A 20,321-nucleotide genomic window follows, 5' to 3' on the forward strand; every position below is an offset into this window, starting at 1 on the left:
TTTTACCGCAGATTCACGCAGAGTTTCTTAATGGGAACCTTTGTTAAAATCAGAATGTCAACCAAGTCAATCAAAAAAGGAGAAACTAGGATGCCAGAAACAACTTTAGGAAAAATTAGAGCATTAGCTCAAAATTCAGCCCCAATTATTGCCGATCCCCCAAACATCAAATTAGTCACAGGGCCATTGCCAAACCCAGGCAGCGACCCCAACTTTTTTGATCTTACTCCCAATGACGACGCAGTTCAATTAGCAAATGGAATTCTGGGCAACACTCCCGGAGGTTTGCGGGCCTTAGCCGGCAACGATTTCGTCAGAGGTTCCGGTGCAGCAGAACGGATGAACGGTAACAGCGGCATAGATACTTTAATCGGAGGCTGTGGCAGCGACACTATTCGCGGCGGTCAAGATTTTGACATACTTTACGGAGAATGCGGCAGCGACATTCTCAGCGGAGATCAAGGCAATGACTACGCTTACGGAGGCACGGACAATGACTTTATTCGCGGCGGTAAAGGAAATGATGCTTTAGTAGGAGAGAGTGGAAACGATACTCTAATCGGTGATGCTGGAATTGATAGACTTTGGGGAAATGAAGGTGCAGATGTGTTTGTCCTCCGCAGAGAAGTGGGAGCAACTTCGGGGGAAATAGGTTCGACACAGCCACCTCCAGCCGGCAATTTTAATGACGAGCAAGTGCCGGCAGATTTTATTCTCGATTACAATCCGGCTGAAGGTGATGTAATTGGATTGGCGTCTGGATTGACGCGAAACGATATTGTTTTGAGCGAAAGGTTTTTGACAATTGGTGATGCCAGAGATTACGATAGCAGCGGCCCTTTTCCTCCGGGACAGCCTCGAACGGCTGATTTTAGATTCCTGAATACTAAGGCGACGGTGATTCGAGAAGCTAGTACCGGAAATATTCTGGGTTTGGTGAAGGATGTTTCGCCGGATCAACTTCGGTTTACATCTGTATCGGAGGGGGCGATCGCTCTAGGATAATTACCAACTTTAATGCGTAAGGTACGCCTCGGCGCACCCTACAAACTCAACTACCAACTCAATCGGTGCGCGTTGCGTACCCTACAGACTCAACTGCTGCGCCGAGGCGCCGGCTAAAATTTTTAAGATTGCCAAAAATCCGCCACATCATATCCCATTTTGCCGAGCATTTGTCGCAGCAGAGGTAAGCTCAAACCGATCACATTCGTGTGACATCCTTCGATTTTTTCCACAAAAAAGCCGCCTTTACTTTCCAGTGCAAAACAGCCTGCACAGGCGAGGGGCTCTCCGGTAGCGACGTAGGCCGCAATTTGGCGCGAGGTAACTTTCGCAAAATGAACTTTTGTAACTTGACAGCGAATGAGCGCTCGCTCCATTGCCTGCTCAAAGTCATCGAATCTAGTATCAATTAAAGCATGACCCGTATAGAGTTCGCCAACTTTACCGCGCATTTTCTGCCAGCGCGAGATTGCTTCTTCCGCATCCTTCGGTTTACCGTGAATTGCACCATCTATGACCAAAATTGAATCGCATCCCAACACCAAACACGATTTTGGATTGGGGATTTGCGGGTGAGAATTAGCCCGCAAAAACTTAGCTACAGCCTCAGCTTTTCCCTCTGCTAAAACCTGCACTAATTTAGTTGCATCCCTCATTTGTACTTGCCCTTCATCAAATTCGCTGGGGCAAATCACAGCTTGAATGCCGGCACTTTTTAGCAGGCTGCGGCGCGCCGGAGAAGCTGAAGCTAACACAAAAGTGGGAATCTTCATACTAATGGTAAGTTTTGAGCTCGGGTCAGGGTGAAAAGTTATGGTATAATTTTAGATCTGCTAGGGGCTGGTTCACCAGTATTTTTTATTTCAAAACCCGGATATTTATCAACCAGCCCCTCCATACAGGAAGGATGCCACCGGGCATGAGATGAGTGTTGAGTGTGAGTTTTTTTTAATAATTAGCAATTGGCTACTAATAATTCAGGATTGACGCACAGGGAATAAAGAAACCGGGTTTTTAAACCGAAAACTATCGCGGTACACTACTAATTTTAGTGAAAAAACCAGGCTTCTGCCTCCGTCCTATAATTTTAACTCTTCCCAATTACCAATTGCTAATTATTAATTCGCACCGCAGTAGCCGATCGCTCTATCTGTCACTTTTAAGCTTAATAAACCGAGAAAGATTTAACAACGTTCTCAAAAGCTTCTTTTACCTTGGGCCAGCGTTCTTCGGTAGTGGAAACGTTAAGCGTAAACAGTTTGCCGCGGCTGACGGCTACACTAGCTAAGTTGTGCCGTTCTTGGTTGGGCAACTTAACGGCGTATTCTAAAATGTAATAGGTTTTCGATCGCGATTCGCGAGCTTCAGCATTGACTAATTCAGCTTCGCGGCCGGAATCAGTCGGGGCGATCGCACTTTTGCTGAGCTTGTATCCCACATCCGTCGGCGTTCCCAAATCCGCCAGAGTTTTGTCCTTCGCCACAGGACTGATTACCACGCTGACGTTCTCGGTTTGCTGAATCAAATCGCGGAATACCACATCTGGCCCGTTAGAAACCGCGATCGGCAGCCAGCCGTTAGGATAGAGAAATTGATAGCCGTCCCCAGTATCAACGTAGCTTTTGAGTCCGGTAACTTTAGATACACAACTGGTCAAGGTGAGGCTCAGAACTACCAGAAGTATTGCCGCAATTCGTTTGAACATTCTTTTTACGAGTAGGGTAACAGGAAAATATTTAATTTTAATTGTCTCACCAAACCTTGAGCCTAAAAATAGTTAAGCTATGGATCGCCGTTCGTGTACCGCCTGCGAGCCATAGCCAGAAAGTTTAATTTTTAACAAAATAATTACAGGTGAGTCAGCCAGTTAATCAGTCCGTGCTTGGTCGAAACTTCTAAAGCCAACAGAGAAACAAAACCGATCATGGCAAGGCGGCCATTTAAGCGTTCTGCGTAAGGGGTGAACCCGGTGCGGGGTTCGTCATCGACGTATACTGTCGGCTCGATCGCAAAATTGTTCATTTTGCCTTGGTCGTCCAGCATTAAGCCTCTGTTAGTCATGTTTTTTTCTTAAATTGCTTGTGATGTACTGTAAATAAATGTAACAGACTGATGAAGATATGTAAAGGATTGTGAGAAATTTTTTTTAAAGACCTGGATCTGACAGCAGTTTCTCAAAAAAATGCAACTGTAGGCAAGCTCTAAACCCTTATAGAATCAGTCCTTACCGATTCTTTAATCTAAAATCTAAAATTTAAAAGGGTATGACTGTGGACAGTAGACTCTGGGCCCCGGAGGGGGGAGGATAGAGTTGAGAGGCGCAAAAGTCGATGGTGTGTGGCAAATCCAGTCTGGGTTTGACGAAAATTGTGGAACGGAGGAAAAATTTATGCGGGCCAGTCTGGAAATGCGATGGTTTTATAGCGGTGCGCTGCCAAAATCGATCGCTCAATGGTTTGGAAGCGACAGTCTCGGTGGGTATCTTTCGCCTCCGGAAGAGCGGGAAGACATATATTTGCTAGTACCAGGCTGCGACTACTTGGGAGTGAAGCTGCGCGGGAAAACATTGGAGGTAAAGTGGCGGCAGGGAGAGTTGGGGGCGATGCAGTTCGGCAACCGCTGGGAAGGCAAGGCTGAGAAGTGGCTGAAGTGGGTATGTGCCGACACTATGGCGCCGGTACCGGCGGATATTGTAGCGACAGGAAAGTGGGTGGTAGTCAAGAAAAAGCGAGCGCAGCGTCTTTACCAAGTTTCGGCCCCTGGTTCCCTGATGTCTGTGCCTGTGGAAGCCCCAATTCCCCAGGGTTGCACCGTGGAACTGACTCAGTTGAACATTAACGGCAGCGCGTGGTGGACTTTGGGATTTGAAGCGTTTGGTAGCGAAAGTTCTTTGACAGAAAGCCTGCAAACAGTGGCTACTTGGACTAGCAAGACCTATCAGGCGCAAAAGTTGAATGTTGGGGATTCTTCTGCTTATCCGATTTGGCTGACCACCAAGTAATATCAAATCCGGCATTAATAATACCGCCTGTATTCTTTAGTGCCCCTCTGCTGGGATCAGAAGCAAGTTTAGGATAGGTTTCAATCGCCGACTCCGATGAGGGCGCTTCTAACTATTTCGTTCTATAAATTTGACGATAATCTACTCACGGTAGATTTAACATTCTCGAACTGTATCTACCAAGGGAGTAGGAGCGCAACTTGTCCGCAGGCGTAACTTCAGGCCGAACTAATCTTACTAATTCTGATTGACGAGCTAAATTAATCGCGGCATTCAAATCACGTTCAATAATTGCACCGCAATGTTGACAATTGAAAACTGGTTCTTTTAATGGCCTTGATTGAACACGATCGCAGTTTGAACAAGTTTGAGATGAGGCATACCAGCCGTCAACTAACTCCAACTTTGTGCCATAAATAGAATATTTATAGGCTAATTGGCGACGAAATTCATAGAAACCACAATCCGAAATAGCGGCCGCTAACTTGTGATTACCTATCATACCGCTCACCTTCAAATCTTCGATGCGAATGTGTACTTTTGGCTAATTTATGTGGTAGTTTTCTGCAATAAATCTCGGCGTTGATTAGCAGTTTTGGCGTGAATCTTGGCAATTCTATGATAGTGTTTGTGAGCATTTTTAGACGCTCTTACACCTGACAGTCAGGTACTGTCCAATCTTTAACTCTCTGATAGAGAGCCAATGCGTAATTGTAGCCAAACCTAGCGTAACCAGAATGTCGCGCCATCAAGCTACGTTCTTTGTTGTTAAGTTTTAATTCGAGTTTGATGGCGTAGATAACTGATATCATTTCCGGTTACACCGTCCGTGATGTTGACGGTTGACGGTTGACGGTTGACGGTTGACTGTTCACGGCGTCAACCGTCAACAGTGAACTCGAATTTACTATTCCGATGCTAACGGATTTGATATGATTAAAGTTTTTGAGCAATTTCTTTGAGTTCCGTAACTATTTGTTTGGTCTTGTGGCTTCTACTGCATCGGGTTTTAGGTTTAAAAGTTGAGCCCTATTGTAGCGCTTGTAACCATTGAGGTGCGCTCTGGAATTAACTTTCCTTTGGGTTCGTCTGCCTCAGAATGATTAACTTACTCATACAGCGATTCTAGGGTACTCGATGAGTAGATTTAGGAAATTTTAGGGAAAATTGTCTCTCACAGAATCTACCCCCTTTCTGAGATTCTCCCCCTCTTTCATTCTCCCCACTCTGCCAGCAGTTCTCAGAATTTGACAAGCTAAAATTGCCGCACCAAACCCGTTATCAATATTCACCACACCCACACCAGCCGCACAAGAATTGAGCATAGTCAACAGAGGAGCAATCCCGCCAAAACTCGCGCCGTAACCCACACTCGTCGGCACAGCAATCACCGGACAATCTGCCAAACCCGCAACCACACTCGCCAAAGCACCTTCCATACCCGCCACCGCAATCAACACATCAGCATCAGCAATTACGTGCCGGTTGCTCAGCAAGCGGTGAATGCCGGCAACTCCGACATCCCACAAACGTCGCACCTGAAAGCCGCAAAGTTGGGCAGTAACTGCTGCCTCTTCCGCTACAGGTAAATCCGCCGTTCCCGCACTGATGATAGTCACAGTACCCGGATGCTGCGGAGTTGGGGAATTAGCAGAAATTGCACAAATTCGAGCCTTTTGGTAGTAACACAAATCGGGTATTTTTTGCTGTAATTGCTCGAAAACTTCCAATTCTATTCGCGTCGCCATCACAGCAGGATTTCGCCCCCGCATCGCCTCGATAATCTCCACAATTTGGTCTGGAGTTTTCCCTGGGCCCCAGATTACTTCAGGAAAACCGGTTCTTAAAGTGCGGTGGTGGTCAATTTTGGCAAAATCCCCCACTTGTTCAAAGTCAAAATATTTTAATTTTTCTAAAGCGGAACTCGGGCTCACATCGCCGGCGGCCACAGATTCGAGTAACTTCTGTAAAATTTCAGGTTCCATTAATTAATGACTGATAAATTTGACTGCTGACTGCTATAGATTGCTTCGGGAGGGTTTATTTATGCGGTCGATCGCACATACCTTCGTAAAACCCGCCCCTACAGACTAATAAATGCTGAGTGCGGAGTGCTGAGTAATAACTATTCTGTTATTTTCAGCTCGTACAAATTCCAGAAAGCACCGCCGAGGGCACTGTAGCGAATTCCCGAAACGCGATCGCGCACCGCCTCAAAAGTGAGCGGATTCACCATATAGATAAACGGCACTTGTTCTGCTATAATCCGCTGCGTCTCCCCATAAATTTCCTTGCGCTTCGCCTCATCAAGCTCCTGGGAAGCTTTCACGTAAAGGTCATCGATTTTCCGTTCCCAGTCGTAAACTTCCCAACCCTTAATCGGAGGTTCTCCGGCTTGCGGGCCCTGGTTGAAACTGTGCAAAGTCCCATTGACAGACCAAATATTGTAGCCGCTGTGGGGTTCAGTACCTCCTGTAAAACCGCCCAAGTAAGTATCCCAATTCCGCGTCAGGCGCAGCTTTTCCACATAAGTGTTAAAACTCAGGAACTGCGTATCAACTTGCATCCCCAGCTTGCCCAAATCTTGCTTAATTTGCGTTGCCATTTGTTCCCGCACTTTTTTACCCGCAGCCATCAACAAAGTAAATCGCACTTTGTTGCCTTCAGCATCCAACAATTCGTTGTTACTATTATACTTAAAACCAGCACTTAACAGTAACTCTTTCGCTTTTTGCCAGTCGTAACTGTAAGTTTTCAATCCCTGTTCCGGGGACAGGTAGAACGGACTTTGCGCCGGAATTGGGGAATGCAGCGGTGCGCCCAGTCCGCGATAGATATTGTTAGTCATGGCGGATCGGTTGATGCCGTAGGCGATCGCCTGCCGAAATTCCTTAGTCGCGAACCACCGAGACTTAACCGGGTCTACAAACGGCTGATTTTGAGCATTGCGCCCCTTATTGAGATTGAAACACATAAACACGCTGCCAGTATCCGGCCCGCCGTTGAAGACCGTATATTTGCCGCGTTTTTCCTCCCGTTTCAGCAGCGGAAACACTTCCGGCTCCACGTTCAGAGTATCCAAATCGCCCGAGCGAAAATTCAGCAGTTGATTGTCAGTATTTTCGATAATTTGCCAAACAATTTGCTGGATGTAAGGTTGAGGATTTGCCTCAGCATCTTTGCGCCAAAAATACGGATTTCGTTCCAAAACCACGCGCTGATTAGGAGTATAGCTCAGCATTCGGTACTGACCGTTGCCGACAATTTTTTTAGGGTCAGTATCCGTGCCCCAAGTACTCAGGAATTTAGGCTTGCCCTCTGCATCTGTATTTTCGACAGCTTCCTGTAAAATATGAGCTGGTAAAATCGGGATTCCCCCAGCATATCTAATAAAAGGAGCAAAGGGTTCTGCAACGGAAAATTCAACGCGGCGGCTGTCAATTTTTTTAACTTTTGGGAATTGGCGACTCATGCCCACCCTCAGAGTATCTTTTAAACCGCTAGGAATTTTGTCATTGAAATAAATCTTTTCATAGCTGAAGATAATATCATCAGTAGTCATCGGTTCGCCGTCCGACCATTTCAATCCCTCTCGCAGGGTGAAGACAATCTTTTTGCCATCTTTAGAAACTTCCCAGGACTCGGCTAAACCGGGCTCTAGGTTCGATGTCAAGCCGTTTTCGTTGATCAATCCCTCGTACATATAGCCAAAAACGCTGTATGCAGATTGATTTAGCGGGTAGTTAAATGTACCCGGGCCGCTGGGGGTGGGAACGATGAGCCTGTTTACTAAGTTCGATCGGGCTGGAGTGCACGCAGACAGAGTTATAGTGGCAATTGCCGCCAGTAAAATCGCCAGCCAGCGCAGTCTTGAATGTAGCATCATAGAAATTTTCATAATCTTTTAGTTTACCACCTGCGTGCAGCTATGACTGAGATTGTAACCAACCGAGAAAGTCTTCAGTGCGCGAAAAATACTTGGTTATCCCTACTTCCCGCAAAGCATCTTGAACTTCCGCTACACTAAATTCTTTTGTATTATTGCTCAAAAATACCTTGACTTCATTAGCGTGTAACTGGGCGTGAGTCAAGATGCAGTGGAGAATCAAATTATCTGTCGGGTCTTCTTCAATAAAAACTGTATTCAAGCTTTCTCGCAGTGTATCTGGTGTTAGTTCGATCATCTCCACATTGTCAGCCAATAATTCAAGAGCCTCAAAAAGACGTACTTTAATATTATTGAGCAATCCTTCATTTTCATTCAAAGACTCTTCTACATGGAATAAAAGAGACTTAGCATAAGGCGAAGTAAGATCGCGCTTGAGCTGGCTAATTTGTTTTTTCTGTTCATCGGCAAAACGGTTGCGCCGCTTGATATCGTCTTCTAAAGCCGAGAGAGCTTCCATGCAGCAAATAGCAGGTATGGCAATGCGGACTGATGTTGGTACACTCAGTAACAAGTTATTGGCCTCAGGATCGCGCCCTGTAGCAATACTCATCAAAAAGTTAGTTTCTATATATAAAATCGCCACCAATTTTTACCCTTGACTTTGTTGTTCCACCTGCTAGCAACGGCAGCAAACCGATTGCTGCTATCTGTTCCGATGCTGGCGGAATCTCAGACTTCCAATTATAAGCTAAGTCACGCAACCATGCTTCAATCAGCCTAGTGAGGTATGGCTCAAATATCCGCTGATCGCCTAATTTTGAGTCATAATAGTGAAGGATGTCAGCCGTTTTTAACGATAAAACAGCTTCAGACAAAACAGTACCGTTCCATTTTAAAACGATTATATTTTCGAGATTTACAATCATAGCATAAGGAATTACCACATTTTTTTCGGAGAGTTTTGAGAGGAAATGTTTGATTTGTCGGAGCGCGCGAACGATAATACTCTGTTTGGCTGCCTTTTCTTTAGCTTGATTAACTTTGACCTCGATTAGCACGACTATCCGATCGTCCTTATCCAACGCGATAATATCCGCATCTATGGGTAATTCTACTTCCAAGGTTTCAGTTTGCATGGTTTCAGCCTTCCTAGCGTATAAGTTTAAGTAAATTCAACTTCTACTATCAAACCAATTTTTTATTTTTTGGAGACTAAAACTACAGCATAGGCTGCAATTCCTTCTTCTCTCCCCACGGGTCCTAACTTTTCGTTTGTAGTAGCTTTGATGCCGATTTGGTCGGGTTTTAATTGTAGGACAGTAGAAAGCCGATCGCGCATTTGCTCAATATGCGGTTTCAGCTTTGGACGTTCCGCCACCACCACCGAATCAATATTGCCGATTTCCCAGCCTTTATCTAATATTAACTGATTGACTTGTGCCAGCAATACGAGACTATCAGCACCTTTCCATTTCGGGTCAGTTGGCGGGAAATACAGCCCGATATCTCCTAAGCTGAGAGCTCCGAGCATAGCGTCCATGATAGCGTGGGTGAGCACGTCTGCGTCGCTGTGCCCTAATAAGCCTAATTCGTGGGGAATGTGAACGCCGCCAAGGATGAGGGGGCGATCGGGAACTAAGCAGTGAATGTCGTAGCCGTTGCCGATGCGGATGTTCATATACATTTAAGGTTTGGGAAAGTATACCAAAAAACAATTATTTCATATTTGTGAGGAGATAGCTGAAAAAGTAGAGTCTTGATTTACGAAATTTGTGGGAAAGGAATGTGGCAACCCAAACCTTCAGGTTGATGATATAATATCCAAACAATAAAATTTTCTAATGGTTAATACCCAACTCCCTTAACTTGGCAGCTAACCGTTATTTCTGTTGCTTTTCAATTTCTAATTTTTGGATTGCTTCCTCTTTCAGAGTTCGCTCTCATTCTGTAGGTATAGCTTTTTTTACTGTCTAATGTTATAGATGCTCGAACCATCTAAAAAATAGAAAACAACACTTATTCCCACAAATCCCCGCAGGAAACCCTATGATTCAATCCCTCACTATTGAAGGATTCAAAAGCTTAGAAAAAATAACATTAAATCTAAGCAACCTTAACTTGTTTATCGGCACTAACGCCAGCGGTAAATCTAACTTTTTCGATGCTTTGCGAGTCTTGCAAGGAATTGCTTACGGATTTACTATTGATGAAATCTTTAACGGTAAGCCGAAAAATGCTACCAGTGAAGTCTGGGATTCGATTCGCGGTGGTAGTAGTAAAGCGGCCTTCACACCGCGCGGACACTCTACTTCAGAAGAAAAAACTATCCAGTTTTTGGTTACAATTAAATTACGCAACGCTCCAGAAGAGGAAATACAATACTCTATCAGTATTTCAGCAGAAAGAGGATGCGTCCGCAGTGAAAAATTACAAGTTAATGGTTCACCAATTTTTGATTCTGAACCCATTTCCAATCATCCCAATAGTCCTTTTATAGAAGTTCGCTATTTTAAGGGCAAACGAGGGAAACCGCCTCATATAAAATTTGAAAAATCTCGTTCAGTCCTCCATCAATTATTGCGCAACGAAACTTGTTCACACGATCATATCGAGATGATAGCAGTGTGTATGCTTACCCTCGGTAACACGCAACACCTTGACCCATCTCCTGCCATTTTGCGCGGTTATTCTCAAGCGCATACAGCGCGACGCATGGGAGAACGAGGTGAAAATTTCGCAGCTTTAGTTAAAACAATTATTACGGATGTTACCGAAAAATCTGCTTTTGTATCCTGGCTCAAAGAATTAACCCCCACAGAACTCGATGATGTTAGCATTTTGTCCGGTGCATTAGGAGAATCATTGTTTGCACTCAAAGAGGGTGATATTGACTATCCTGCTCCTATTTTATCCGATGGAACGCTCAGATTTGCCGCGATTACCGCTGCTTTCTTTCAACCAGATTTACCGGAAATTCTTACGCTTGAAGAAATAGAAAATGGTCTTCACCCAACTCGCTTGAGACTTCTAGTTGAGTTAATGAAGGCGATGTCTAAATCTGGGAATGTTCAAGTTATGGCAACTACTCACTCACCTTTAATTTTAGAATGGCTGAATCCTGACGATTATGCCACTACTTTTGTTTGTAAGCGGGATGAAAGCACAGGAGCAACTAATATTATCCCTCTCAGCAAAATTCCTGCTTTATTAAATTTGATTCAAAAGCAGCCGATTAGCGAACTGTTTGCCGAAGGTTGGTTTGAGGGAGTTCTACGAGCTTTAAAGTGCTAATCATCCCTGAAGATCCAACTAATAACGGCTACATCCTCAAACCTTTAATCAAAAGGATGATGAAGGAATGTGGCAAGCAAAACGCGCAGGTTGATGTGCTGGGTAATCCCAGACTCTAAGGGTATAATCACGCGAAAAAATTGATGAGTGAAATCATTTTTGAAAGCTATGTTCACAAATATTTACTGCTGTTTATACCAGATGCAGACGGTAAAGATCGGAGCAGAGAGTTTGCGATATTAGAAAAGGAAGCAAGAGAGAAAGGTGCAAAGCTATTGTGCTGTGCTGCTTGCCAAGAAGTGGAAGCGTGGGTGTTAGCGGGTCACTTGGATAAGCTAGACAAACATTGGTCAGAAATTCGGGCAGATCCGAGTGTAAAAGATAATTTTTTTGCTGATTTGCTCAGTCGTTATGGGGATCCTAAAGCTGCGGGAGGGGGGAGAGAAAGGTTAATGCTGGAAACGCTAGAAAATTATCGGGGACTTCTCGATCGCTCTGGTGAACTCAAAGACTTACAAACGCGAATCCAAAATTTATTAGGCTCTTAAATATACGGTCTTGGACGCATCAAGACCTTCATAACCGGGTTTTTTACCGAATCTGTGGACTGCAACGAAGTATTACCGCAAAAAACCCAGTTTCTGACCACCCGTGCGATCGCCCTTTCTCCTATTCTTCCCTCTCCTGCAACCACCGATCGTACAAATCCGCTCGGCGCGATCGAGTTCTTTCAATTTGCTGTTCTCTGCGCCAGCGAGCAATTTCCGCGTGATTACCCGACAGCAACACATCGGGCACTTTCAATCCCCGAAAATCCGCCGGTCGAGTGTACTGCGGATAATCCAAAAGTCCGTCCTCAAAACTCTCAAACTTTAGGGAATCTTCCTTCGCCACAGTTCCCCGCAGCAATCGCAAAACTCCATTAATCAAAGCCAAAGCCGGAATTTCGCCCCCCGTGAGCACAAAATCCCCCAAAGACACCTCGCGAGTTACCAAATGCAGCACTCGATCGTCCACACCTTCATAATGACCGCAAATCAACACCAACTGCTCGCGCGCGCCCGCCAACTCCCGAAACATCCCCTGCTGCATCGGTTCCCCCTGGGGAGTCAGCAAAATCACCTCCCGAGAAGGCAAAACCGGCAGCGACTCCACCGCAGCAAAAATCGGTTCCGGCTTCATCAGCATCCCCACTCCGCCCCCGTAAGGCTCATCATCGACTCGCTGGTGCTTGTCTGTGGTAAAATCGCGGGGATTGACAAAATTCACCTCAGCAATCTTTTTAGCTAAGGCTTTGCCCATCAGTCCCGACTCCAGGGGAGCCCGGAAAAATTCTGGAAATAGGGTAACAACGTCAAATCGCACAATTATTGGAATTTCATTGATACATCACCTCTAGTTTGACCCTTAGGGGGAGTTCAGTTTTCAGTAATTGCTTTATTCTTTATAATTTCTTATAATTTCTGAAAATTTTGGCAAGTTAAATTCTCTTCCTTTGTCGGCGGGCCGGTTTTGTACAAAAATAATCTGTTTTTCATGACAGCGACTGCAAGTAAACTCGCCCCCAAACAACTGCGGGATCGCGCGATCGGCGATCGCACCTCGCTGGCACCAAAAAATATTTATTCTTAAAAAGCCCCATTCTACCGACAGTCACGGCAAAATTGAATTTCACATCCAACAGAGGAAGACACACCATGCAGCAGTTGACATCTCAAGCCCTTGAACACAATATTCCCCAGCGCACAAAAACCTCGATTATGGTCATCGGGGGAGCCGAAGACAAAGTTCACGGGCGAGAGATTCTGAATACCTTTTTTTGCCGTGCTGGGGGTACAAACGCTCGGCTGGCGATCGTTCCGTGCGCTTCGCGAGATCCCGAAGGAATTAGCAACCGCTACCGCACCATATTTGACGAAATGGGCGTTAGCGCCGTTAAAGTAGTGGACATCCGCGAACGCGAACAAGCCGAAAACCCCGTCTGGAAAGATTACTTAGAAGATTGTACGGGCGTATTCATCACAGGCGGCGACCAACTGAGGCTCTGCGGGCTGCTGGCGGACACCCCGCTGATGGAGAAAATTCGCAAAGAAACTCTCGAAGGCAAGATTACCCTCGCCGGTACCAGCGCGGGTGCTGCGGTGATGGGATATCACATGATTGCAGGCGGCGGAAGTGGCGCGTCACCGAACCGCTCTTTAGTAGACATGGCAAACGGACTTAACATTATTCCCGATATCATCGTAGACCAGCATTTTCACAACCGTAACCGCATGGCTCGCTTGCTGTCGGCTGTGGCCAGCCATCCCGATCGCCTTGCTATTGGTATTGACGAAGACACCTGCGCCTTGTTTGAGGGAGACGATACTATGAAAATTCTCGGTAAAGGCACTGTGACTATTGTTGATTCTCGGGAAAATTTTTATACCAATGAGTCTATGGTAGGAGCGACAGAACCCTTAAGTCTCTTCAATATGCGCTTGCACGTTCTGTGTCACGGAGATTGCTACAATATGCCCCTAGGCAAACCCATGCCATCGGCAGCCTGTTCCGAGTCGGGCTGGCCTCCCGAATGCCGCACAGCCAACTAACGCAGAACATCTCTTGGCATTGATTCGGCAGAAATTAAGTGGCATTGGAACCGAATCATCGATACCACAATAGAATAGATTCCGAAACAGCCACGGGCTGACGCCAGAAGGCAGAATCACAGAAAATTCTACCTTCGGGCTTTGAGTTTTTGCCGGCGATTGACCTGTACTTGTTTTTACCCGATCGCTGGGGCATGAATTTTCAATTCGGTGGCCCATAACTGGAAATTCACTCGCAAACTGTTCGCTACGAACAGTCTAGCGAGCAATGTAGATCGAAATTGAATAAATGCTCCAATTATCTATAAGATTTCCCGACCCATACCCCTCTAACTGTCATGAAAATACTTAAAATCCAGACCTTACGCGGCCCCAACTACTGGAGCATCCGACGCCACAAACTAGTCCTGATGCGTCTGGATTTAGAAGAGTTGGCAGATAAAACCACATCGGAAATACCTGGCTTCTACGAAGGATTAATCGCGACGCTGCCGAGTTTGGACGAGCATCACTGTTCTCCAGGCCATAAGGGAGGCTTCCTGCAACGTGTCAAAGCAGGCACGATGATGGGACACGTAATCGAACACGTAGCCCTAGAACTTCAGCAAATGGCAGGAATGCCGGTCGGGTTCGGCCGTACCCGCGAAACTGCGACCCCAGGCATTTACCAAGTAGTAATTGAGTATCAAAACGAACAGGCAGGTCGCTATGCCGCCCGGGCGGGCGTGCGGATGTGCCAGAGGATTGCCGATACTGGCACTTATCCAGAAGCAGAATTAGTCCAAGATTTGAGAGATCTGAGAGAGTTTGCGGCGTCGGCGGCACTCGGACCGAGTACGGAAACACTGATCAAGGAAGCAGAAGCTCGCGGCATTCCTTGGATACCGTTGAGCGCCCGGTTTATGATTCAACTCGGCTACGGGGTTCACCAAAAGCGGATTCAGGCAACTCTGAGCAACCGCACGGGAGTTTTGGGGGTAGAACTAGCCTGCGATAAGGAAGGGACAAAAAATATCCTCGGCAGCGCCGGTGTGCCGGTTCCCAGAGGAACGGTGATTCATTATTTGGACGAATTGCGCGGGGCGATCGAAGATGTCGGCGGTTATCCGATCGTCCTCAAACCCCTAGACGGAAACCACGGCCGCGGCATTACGATCGACATCAATTCCTGGGAAACAGCAGAAGAAGCCTACGACTTAGCCAGCGCAGCATCAAAAACAAAAAGCGTCATTGTCGAGCGCTATTACGTCGGCCGCGACCACAGAGTATTGGTAGTCAACGGGCAAGTCGTAGCAGTGGCAGAACGAGTCCCCGCTAACGTCGTGGGCAACGGCAAGTCTACAGTAGAACAGCTTATTGAAGAAGTAAACCGCGACCCGCAGCGAGGAGACGGACACGATAACGTGCTCACCCGGATCACGATCGACAAATTGTGCTTGGATTTGCTGGAAAAACAAGGATACGCGATGGACTCCGTAGTGCCCGCGGGCGAAAGAGTATTTTTGCGCGCGACAGCAAACTTGAGTACCGGTGGAATTGCAGTCGATCGCACCGACGAAATCCACCCAGAAAACGTCTGGCTGTTTTCCAGAGTCGCCAAAATTATCGGTTTGGACATCGCCGGGATTGACGTAGTAACTCCCGACATCTCCCAACCCCTGCGCGATGTCAACGGCGTCATCGTCGAAGTCAACGCAGCACCCGGTTTCAGAATGCACGTCGCCCCGAGTGAAGGTTTACCCCGCAACGTCGCCGGCGCCGTCTTCGATATGCTTTTCCCCTCGCCTCAACCCAGCCGGGTGCCGATTTTAGCGGTAACCGGAACCAACGGCAAAACTACAACCACTCGCCTGCTTGCCCACATTGTCAAGCAGACCGGTCAGATTACTGGCTACACGACTACCGACGGCACTTACATCGGCGATTATTTGGTAGAAACCGGAGACAATACCGGGCCGCAGAGTGCTCAATTGATTTTGTCTGACCCAACGGTGGAAGTAGCGGTGCTGGAAACGGCTAGAGGCGGAATTTTGCGCTCGGGCCTCGGCTTCGATCAGTGCGATGTCGGCGTCGTCTTGAACGTCGCGGCCGATCACTTGGGAATTGGCGACATCGACACCGTGGAACAACTGGCCAAACTCAAGAGCGTCCTCGTCGAGTCGGTAATGCCCAAAGGCTATGCAGTTTTAAATGCAGACGACCCGCTAGTATCACAAATGGCGCAGCGTGTCAAGGCTCAAATTGCATATTTTTCGATGAACCCGGACAACGAACTGGTTGCCAAACATACCGCTGCGGGCGGGCTGGCAGCGATTTACGAAAATGGGTATTTGTCGATCTTGAAAGGCGATTGGACGCTGAGAATTGAGCAGGCTGTGAACGTGCCGCTGACGATGGGCGGGCGGGCGCCGTTTATGATTGCTAATGCTTTAGCAGCTTGTTTGGCGGCTTTTGCCCAAGGATTGAAAATAGAAGATATTCGATCGGCTTTGTCAAGCTTCCAAGCATCCGTGGGTCAAACTCCCGGACGGATGAATTTGTTTAAATTGGGCAACTATCACGCTTTGCTAGACTACGCCCACAACCCCCACAGCTACAAAGCTTTGGGCAGTTTCGTGCTGAATTGGCCGGGACAGCGGATCGGGGTAGTCGGCGCCCCGGGCGATCGGCGAGATGAAGATTTTGTCACGCTGGGCAAACTTTCGGCCGAGATGTTCGATCGCATTATTGTGAAGGAAGATATTGACAGGCGCGGGCGAGAGCCGGGTGTTGTGGCACAGTTAATTTGCCAGGGAATTGCAGAGGCGATTTCTACAGGAACCGCAAACAAATCTCAAGTTGAATACGAGTTGATTCTCGACGAAACAACGGCCGTTAACAAGGCTTTAGACGAGGCGCCGGCCGGCAGTTTAGTAGTGATTTTACCTGAAGGTGTCAACAAAGCTTTGAGTTTAATTGAAGCCCGGAAACCGATTAAGGAATCTGTGGAAGTTCAAAATGGTTTAGATCGATCGAAGTCACAGGAAAGTTTAAAACCGACTGTGGTGAATCAAGGCTAAACTCTTAAGTCTCATTTAATTAATAGGTTGGGTTGAACTTTTAGGACACCCAACCTATTTTTATATAAATTCTCAGTTAAATGAGGTACGCCCGGTAATTGGTAATCGAGGGGTGCGTACCTATGATAAATAGTTAGACTTCAAGATCTTTCTGGAGTTCTCTAATTGCATTTTGTGCATCTCTGTATGAATCGGTATTTCCCTGTTGCTGATACAACTCAGAGGCTTTCTGAAAATCATTTATTGCTCCCTGTATATCTCGCTGTTGTGAGCGAACAAAACCGCGCTTGTAGTAAGAATCCGCATCGTTAGGAGCGAGGCGAATAGCTTCGTTGAAATCGGCTAGTGCACCTTGTTTATCTCCCAGTTCATCGCGGAGCAGAGCCCGATTGAAGTAAGCATAAGTATACTTAGGATTGAGGCGAATAGCTTCGTTGTAGTCAGCGATCGCTCCCTGTATATCTCCCTCTTGTGAGCGGGAATAACCCCGCTCATAGTAAGCATCAGCATACTTAGGAGCTAGGCGAATAGCTTCGTTGTAGTCGGCTATGGCACCCTGTATATCTCCCTCTTGTAAGCGCAAATAACCCCGATAGTTGTAAGCCTTAGCATCATTAGGATCGAGGCGAATAAACTCGTTAAAATCGGCTATGGCACCCTGTATATCTCCCTCTTGTGAGCGGGAATAACCCCGATTTCCGTAAACTTTACCATAGCTAGGATTGAGGCGCATAGCTTCGTTGTAGTCAGCGGTCGTACCCTGTTTATCGCCCTGCTGTGAGCGAACAAAACCGCGATTGCTGTAAGCTTCAGCATAGTTAGGATCGAGGCGAATAGCTTCGTTGTAGTCGGCAATTGCACCCTGTATATCTCCCTGTTGCGAGCGAACAAAACCGCGATAGTTGTAAGCCTTAGCCTCGTTAGGATTGAGGCGAATAGCTTTGTTGTAATCGGCGATCGCACCCTCTAGATCTCCCTGCTGTGAACGAACAAAAGCGCGATTGTAGTAAGCATCAGCATCATTAGGAGCGAGGCGAATAGCTTCGTTAAAATCGGCGATAGCACCTTCTATATCTCCCTGTTGTGAGCGCAAATAACCCCGATTCCCGTAGGCTGCAGCATAGCTAGGAGCGAGCCGAATAGCTTCGTTGTAATCAGCGATCGCACCCTCTATATCTCCCTGGTCATAGCGGACAGCACCCCGACCGTTGTACCCTTCAGCATCGTTAGGATTGAGGCGAATAGCTTCATTGAAATCGATTGCTCCTGACGGATTGCACTCATTTCTGTCAATTTCTTCCACTTGTTGTGCTGACAACTGCGCGACAGCAAGTTCAGGTTGCACGCTCGCAATTGTTGCCGTGATTAGCGCTGCTGACAGTCGGTAATAAAAACTCATTTTTTAACGTCTCATGAGATTTGAGATTTGAGTTCTTAGATTTGAGATTTGACATTTTAGATGGAGCCCTCAGAATATTTTACTTTAATCGGGCTCAAGCCAAGTATCATACTCAAATCAACTCGTAGGTGGCCTCAGGCGGAGTTAGAGAGCGATTATTAAGGGTTGAGGCATCTGACGCACCTTACTCTATTTTATAGCGGTTCTCGGAAAGATGAGGTATTCACCAATTAATTAACAATTCCCCAATCCCCCAATCCCCCAATCTAAAATCTCCAATCTCAAATCTCAAATCTAAACTTGTACCTCATCTATCTGAGAAAGGCTATAGATGGCGCCCTCGGAATATTTTACTTTAGCTTTTAACTACCGCCCACTGAGTCACCGGTGCAAGCGGTTTCCAACCCTGAAAAGAACCGATCGCCCCTAATCGCTGAATCCCAATTCTAATTAGTTCCCCGCCATAACGATCGTGCCATTGCAAAACTTTCAACTCGCTCTCAACTGTCACCGCATTAACAACTAATCGACCGCCTTCACCTAAAGCATTCCAGCAAGTTTCCAGCACAGCTTCTGCGGTGACACCGCCACCGATGAAGATAGCATTCGGTTGAGGCAAATTTGTTAGGGCTTCCGGCGCTTCTCCCGCCACGATTTCGAGTTCGGGAACGCCGAAAGTCGAGGCATTTTGGGCGATGTATTGCAATCGAGTCGGATGGCGTTCGATCGCGATCGCCCTGCACCGAGGATAACTCCGCATCCATTCGATCGCGATCGAGCCGCAGCCCGCCCCCACATCCCAAAGCAACTCTCCGGGAATCGGTGCTAACGTTGACAGAGTAACGGCTCTAACCTCCCGCTTGGTAAGTTGTCCGTCGTGGCGATAAGCAGCATCCGGCAAACCCGAGGTACGAGGGAAAATCACAGTTTCGCGATCGGCTGCAACTGCGATCGCGATCGCGTTCAAATCCGCCAAATCCGCTGCATTCCAGGCTGCTGCGACCCCCTCGATCCGCCGTTCCGATTCCGATCCCATCCGCTCGAACACGGTCATCAAACTGCTGCCAAACCCCTGCTGCGTCAAGAATTGTGCCACCTTTCCCGGCGTGTGTCTGTCAGCGCTCAACACCAGCAAGCGCGCCCCGGGCGACAAAGCAAGGGCGATCGATGCGATCGGGCGATTTGTCAAACTGAAAGTCTCAACTTCGGCCAGCGGCCAACCCAAACGGGCGCAAGCAAGACTAAAAGCCGATACCGCCGGAATCACAGTCATTTCCTCCATGGGAATCTGGCGCGACAGCGTGACGCCGATGCCGTGACACATGGGATCCCCGCTTGCGAGCACGCACACAGACTGTCCCCGGCGGCGGAGGATGTCGTCAACTGTTGTCTGCAAAGGCGATGCCCAAACCAATTTTTCGCGGGTATCGTCGGTTGGTAGCATTGCTAGGTGACGGGCGCCACCAACAACGACTTGAGATCGAGAGAGGAGGGTAGAGGCGATCGGGCCGAGCCCCGAAAGTCCATCTTCGCCAATCCCCACCACCGAAAGCCATTTGTGCATTGCGCCTTTACTGCTAATTACTACTTATCGATTCTAAAGAATAATATCGGATTTCCATTCATAATTCTTTCTTCTACTTGTTTCATTCCGAGTCTTTCTGCGACTTTTTGCGACTCAATGTTTGGGCGATCGCAACTTGCGACAAGATAGTTAAAGCCAAGTTCATCAAAACCATAATCCAATATTTTGGTTGATGCTTCAGTAGCGTAACCTTTTTTAAGTGCTTTCGGCAGCAGTGCGTAAACTAACTGGGGCTGTGCTTCTTCAAAAAAATACCACAAACCAACAAATCCAATAGTTTCTCGATCGCTCTTAGTTTCGATAAACCACATACCGAATTGATTTTGGGCAAACAGCTTTTTGTTTTCGGCAAGCATTTCTTCAACCTTTTGTAGCGACCAAATTTCGCCGTCGCACAGATATCTCCTCACATAGGCATCGATAAAAATTCTATGAAGCGTGTTGAGGTCGCTCTCCACAATCGGTTTCAAAACTAATCTCTCTGTTTCAAATATCATCGGG

The 20,321-nt window shown here is 47.0% G+C and carries 21 protein-coding genes; 7 read left to right on the forward strand and 14 right to left on the reverse strand.

From position 1 onward, the window contains the following. Positions 1-90 precede the first annotated feature (90 nt). The gene (locus tag QUB56_RS24270; protein ID WP_332958689.1) at positions 91-1,005 is read left to right on the forward strand and encodes a calcium-binding protein; all 915 of its coding nucleotides are present in this window, start codon (positions 91-93) and stop codon (positions 1,003-1,005) included. Positions 1,006-1,127: 122 nt separating this feature from the next. On the opposite strand, the gene QUB56_RS24275 is transcribed toward QUB56_RS24270, so the two are convergent. From QUB56_RS24275 to QUB56_RS24285, 3 genes are all read right to left on the reverse strand, one after another. Further along, entirely contained in the window at positions 1,128-1,778 is a 651-nt protein-coding gene (locus QUB56_RS24275; RefSeq protein ID WP_332958690.1) for a nucleoside triphosphate pyrophosphatase, read from the reverse strand. A gap of 392 nt (positions 1,779-2,170) precedes the next feature. Then, entirely contained in the window at positions 2,171-2,710 is a 540-nt protein-coding gene (gene psbP, locus QUB56_RS24280; RefSeq protein ID WP_332958691.1) for a photosystem II reaction center PsbP, read from the reverse strand. 143 nt (positions 2,711-2,853) lie between these two features. After that, positions 2,854-3,066 carry a high light inducible protein gene (locus QUB56_RS24285; protein WP_332958692.1) on the reverse strand — a complete coding sequence of 71 codons (213 nt, stop codon included), beginning with the start codon at positions 3,064-3,066 and terminating at the stop codon, positions 2,854-2,856. Between the two features lie 328 nt (positions 3,067-3,394). Here QUB56_RS24285 and QUB56_RS24290 point away from each other — a divergent pair, with 328 nt between their 5' ends. Continuing rightward, a complete protein-coding gene (locus QUB56_RS24290) occupies positions 3,395-4,006 on the forward strand; it encodes a hypothetical protein (RefSeq protein WP_332958693.1) in 612 nt (203 codons plus the stop codon). A gap of 145 nt (positions 4,007-4,151) precedes the next feature. Here QUB56_RS24290 and QUB56_RS24295 read toward each other — a convergent pair whose 3' ends face one another. The 7 genes from QUB56_RS24295 to ispF all read right to left on the reverse strand — a co-directional run bounded on the left by QUB56_RS24295 (position 4,152) and on the right by ispF (position 9,573). Continuing rightward, positions 4,152-4,508: a transposase gene (locus tag QUB56_RS24295; RefSeq protein ID WP_332958694.1), complete on the reverse strand. Its 357-nt coding sequence runs from the start codon at positions 4,506-4,508 to the stop codon at positions 4,152-4,154. A gap of 148 nt (positions 4,509-4,656) precedes the next feature. Continuing rightward, a complete protein-coding gene (locus tag QUB56_RS24300; protein ID WP_332958695.1) occupies positions 4,657-4,818 on the reverse strand; it encodes a helix-turn-helix domain-containing protein in 162 nt (53 codons plus the stop codon). Between the two features lie 345 nt (positions 4,819-5,163). Then, the gene (gene larB / locus QUB56_RS24305) at positions 5,164-5,991 is read right to left on the reverse strand and encodes a nickel pincer cofactor biosynthesis protein LarB (RefSeq protein WP_332958696.1); all 828 of its coding nucleotides are present in this window, start codon (positions 5,989-5,991) and stop codon (positions 5,164-5,166) included. Positions 5,992-6,131: 140 nt separating this feature from the next. Beyond that, positions 6,132-7,892 carry an ABC transporter substrate-binding protein gene (locus QUB56_RS24310; protein ID WP_332958724.1) on the reverse strand — a complete coding sequence of 587 codons (1,761 nt, stop codon included), beginning with the start codon at positions 7,890-7,892 and terminating at the stop codon, positions 6,132-6,134. A gap of 40 nt (positions 7,893-7,932) precedes the next feature. Then, the gene (locus QUB56_RS24315) at positions 7,933-8,538 is read right to left on the reverse strand and encodes a PIN domain-containing protein (RefSeq protein ID WP_332958697.1); all 606 of its coding nucleotides are present in this window, start codon (positions 8,536-8,538) and stop codon (positions 7,933-7,935) included. Beyond that, entirely contained in the window at positions 8,513-9,031 is a 519-nt protein-coding gene (locus tag QUB56_RS24320; protein ID WP_332958698.1) for a hypothetical protein, read from the reverse strand. Before QUB56_RS24320 ends, QUB56_RS24315 begins: the two co-directional genes overlap by 26 nt. Positions 9,032-9,093: 62 nt before the next feature. Continuing rightward, positions 9,094-9,573 (reverse strand): 2-C-methyl-D-erythritol 2,4-cyclodiphosphate synthase, encoded by a 480-nt coding sequence (gene ispF, locus QUB56_RS24325; RefSeq protein WP_332958699.1) that lies wholly within the window; start codon positions 9,571-9,573, stop codon positions 9,094-9,096. Between the two features lie 368 nt (positions 9,574-9,941). On the opposite strand from ispF, the gene QUB56_RS24330 reads away from it, so the two are divergent. From QUB56_RS24330 to QUB56_RS24340, 3 genes are read left to right on the forward strand one after another with little or no spacing between them, the layout of a single operon-like run. After that, positions 9,942-11,186 (forward strand): AAA family ATPase, encoded by a 1,245-nt coding sequence (locus QUB56_RS24330; RefSeq protein WP_332958701.1) that lies wholly within the window; start codon positions 9,942-9,944, stop codon positions 11,184-11,186. Beyond that, positions 11,180-11,305 carry a hypothetical protein gene (locus tag QUB56_RS24335; RefSeq protein WP_332958702.1) on the forward strand — a complete coding sequence of 42 codons (126 nt, stop codon included), beginning with the start codon at positions 11,180-11,182 and terminating at the stop codon, positions 11,303-11,305. Before QUB56_RS24330 ends, QUB56_RS24335 begins: the two co-directional genes overlap by 7 nt. A gap of 24 nt (positions 11,306-11,329) precedes the next feature. Then, a complete protein-coding gene (locus tag QUB56_RS24340) occupies positions 11,330-11,734 on the forward strand; it encodes a hypothetical protein (RefSeq protein ID WP_332958703.1) in 405 nt (134 codons plus the stop codon). 121 nt (positions 11,735-11,855) lie between these two features. Here QUB56_RS24340 and trmD read toward each other — a convergent pair whose 3' ends face one another. Continuing rightward, a complete protein-coding gene (gene trmD, locus QUB56_RS24345; protein WP_332958704.1) occupies positions 11,856-12,551 on the reverse strand; it encodes a tRNA (guanosine(37)-N1)-methyltransferase TrmD in 696 nt (231 codons plus the stop codon). Positions 12,552-12,883: 332 nt separating this feature from the next. On the opposite strand from trmD, the gene QUB56_RS24350 reads away from it, so the two are divergent. Next, complete coding sequence (locus QUB56_RS24350) at positions 12,884-13,777, forward strand: cyanophycinase (RefSeq protein WP_332958706.1); 894 nt, start codon at positions 12,884-12,886, stop codon at positions 13,775-13,777. A gap of 338 nt (positions 13,778-14,115) precedes the next feature. Further along, a complete protein-coding gene (cphA, locus tag QUB56_RS24355) occupies positions 14,116-16,836 on the forward strand; it encodes a cyanophycin synthetase (protein WP_332958707.1) in 2,721 nt (906 codons plus the stop codon). A gap of 133 nt (positions 16,837-16,969) precedes the next feature. Here cphA and QUB56_RS24360 read toward each other — a convergent pair whose 3' ends face one another. The 3 genes from QUB56_RS24360 to QUB56_RS24370 all read right to left on the reverse strand — a co-directional run bounded on the left by QUB56_RS24360 (position 16,970) and on the right by QUB56_RS24370 (position 20,317). Further along, on the reverse strand, positions 16,970-18,235 hold the full coding sequence (locus QUB56_RS24360; protein ID WP_332958708.1) for a tetratricopeptide repeat protein: 1,266 nt from the start codon (positions 18,233-18,235) through the stop codon (positions 16,970-16,972). A 355-nt stretch (positions 18,236-18,590) separates the two neighbouring features. Further along, positions 18,591-19,799, reverse strand: a complete 1,209-nt coding sequence (gene cbiE / locus QUB56_RS24365) for a precorrin-6y C5,15-methyltransferase (decarboxylating) subunit CbiE (RefSeq protein ID WP_332958709.1) — start codon at positions 19,797-19,799, stop codon at positions 18,591-18,593. Positions 19,800-19,819: 20 nt separating this feature from the next. Continuing rightward, positions 19,820-20,317, reverse strand: a complete 498-nt coding sequence (locus QUB56_RS24370; RefSeq protein WP_332958710.1) for a GNAT family N-acetyltransferase — start codon at positions 20,315-20,317, stop codon at positions 19,820-19,822. Positions 20,318-20,321: the final 4 nt, after the last annotated feature.

The sequence above is a fragment of the Microcoleus sp. AR_TQ3_B6 genome (assembly GCF_036702785.1).
Taxonomy (GTDB): Bacteria; Cyanobacteriota; Cyanobacteriia; order Cyanobacteriales; family Microcoleaceae; genus Microcoleus.

Coding starts and splice junctions, on each gene's coding strand:
- psbP (WP_332958691.1), bottom strand. CDS start 2,710: ATGTTCAAACGAATTGCGGCAATACTTCTGGTAGTTCTGAGCCTCACC.
- QUB56_RS24290 (WP_332958693.1), top strand. CDS start 3,395: ATGCGGGCCAGTCTGGAAATGCGATGGTTTTATAGCGGTGCGCTGCCA.
- cbiE (WP_332958709.1), bottom strand. CDS start 19,799: ATGCACAAATGGCTTTCGGTGGTGGGGATTGGCGAAGATGGACTTTCG.
- cphA (WP_332958707.1), top strand. CDS start 14,116: ATGAAAATACTTAAAATCCAGACCTTACGCGGCCCCAACTACTGGAGC.
- QUB56_RS24350 (WP_332958706.1), top strand. CDS start 12,884: ATGCAGCAGTTGACATCTCAAGCCCTTGAACACAATATTCCCCAGCGC.
- QUB56_RS24295 (WP_332958694.1), bottom strand. CDS start 4,508: ATGATAGGTAATCACAAGTTAGCGGCCGCTATTTCGGATTGTGGTTTC.
- QUB56_RS24300 (WP_332958695.1), bottom strand. CDS start 4,818: ATGATATCAGTTATCTACGCCATCAAACTCGAATTAAAACTTAACAAC.
- larB (WP_332958696.1), bottom strand. CDS start 5,991: ATGGAACCTGAAATTTTACAGAAGTTACTCGAATCTGTGGCCGCCGGC.
- QUB56_RS24360 (WP_332958708.1), bottom strand. CDS start 18,235: ATGAGTTTTTATTACCGACTGTCAGCAGCGCTAATCACGGCAACAATT.
- QUB56_RS24330 (WP_332958701.1), top strand. CDS start 9,942: ATGATTCAATCCCTCACTATTGAAGGATTCAAAAGCTTAGAAAAAATA.
- ispF (WP_332958699.1), bottom strand. CDS start 9,573: ATGAACATCCGCATCGGCAACGGCTACGACATTCACTGCTTAGTTCCC.
- QUB56_RS24275 (WP_332958690.1), bottom strand. CDS start 1,778: ATGAAGATTCCCACTTTTGTGTTAGCTTCAGCTTCTCCGGCGCGCCGC.
- QUB56_RS24310 (WP_332958724.1), bottom strand. CDS start 7,892: ATGATGCTACATTCAAGACTGCGCTGGCTGGCGATTTTACTGGCGGCA.
- QUB56_RS24320 (WP_332958698.1), bottom strand. CDS start 9,031: ATGCAAACTGAAACCTTGGAAGTAGAATTACCCATAGATGCGGATATT.
- QUB56_RS24340 (WP_332958703.1), top strand. CDS start 11,330: ATGAGTGAAATCATTTTTGAAAGCTATGTTCACAAATATTTACTGCTG.
- QUB56_RS24270 (WP_332958689.1), top strand. CDS start 91: ATGCCAGAAACAACTTTAGGAAAAATTAGAGCATTAGCTCAAAATTCA.
- QUB56_RS24370 (WP_332958710.1), bottom strand. CDS start 20,317: ATGATATTTGAAACAGAGAGATTAGTTTTGAAACCGATTGTGGAGAGC.
- QUB56_RS24285 (WP_332958692.1), bottom strand. CDS start 3,066: ATGACTAACAGAGGCTTAATGCTGGACGACCAAGGCAAAATGAACAAT.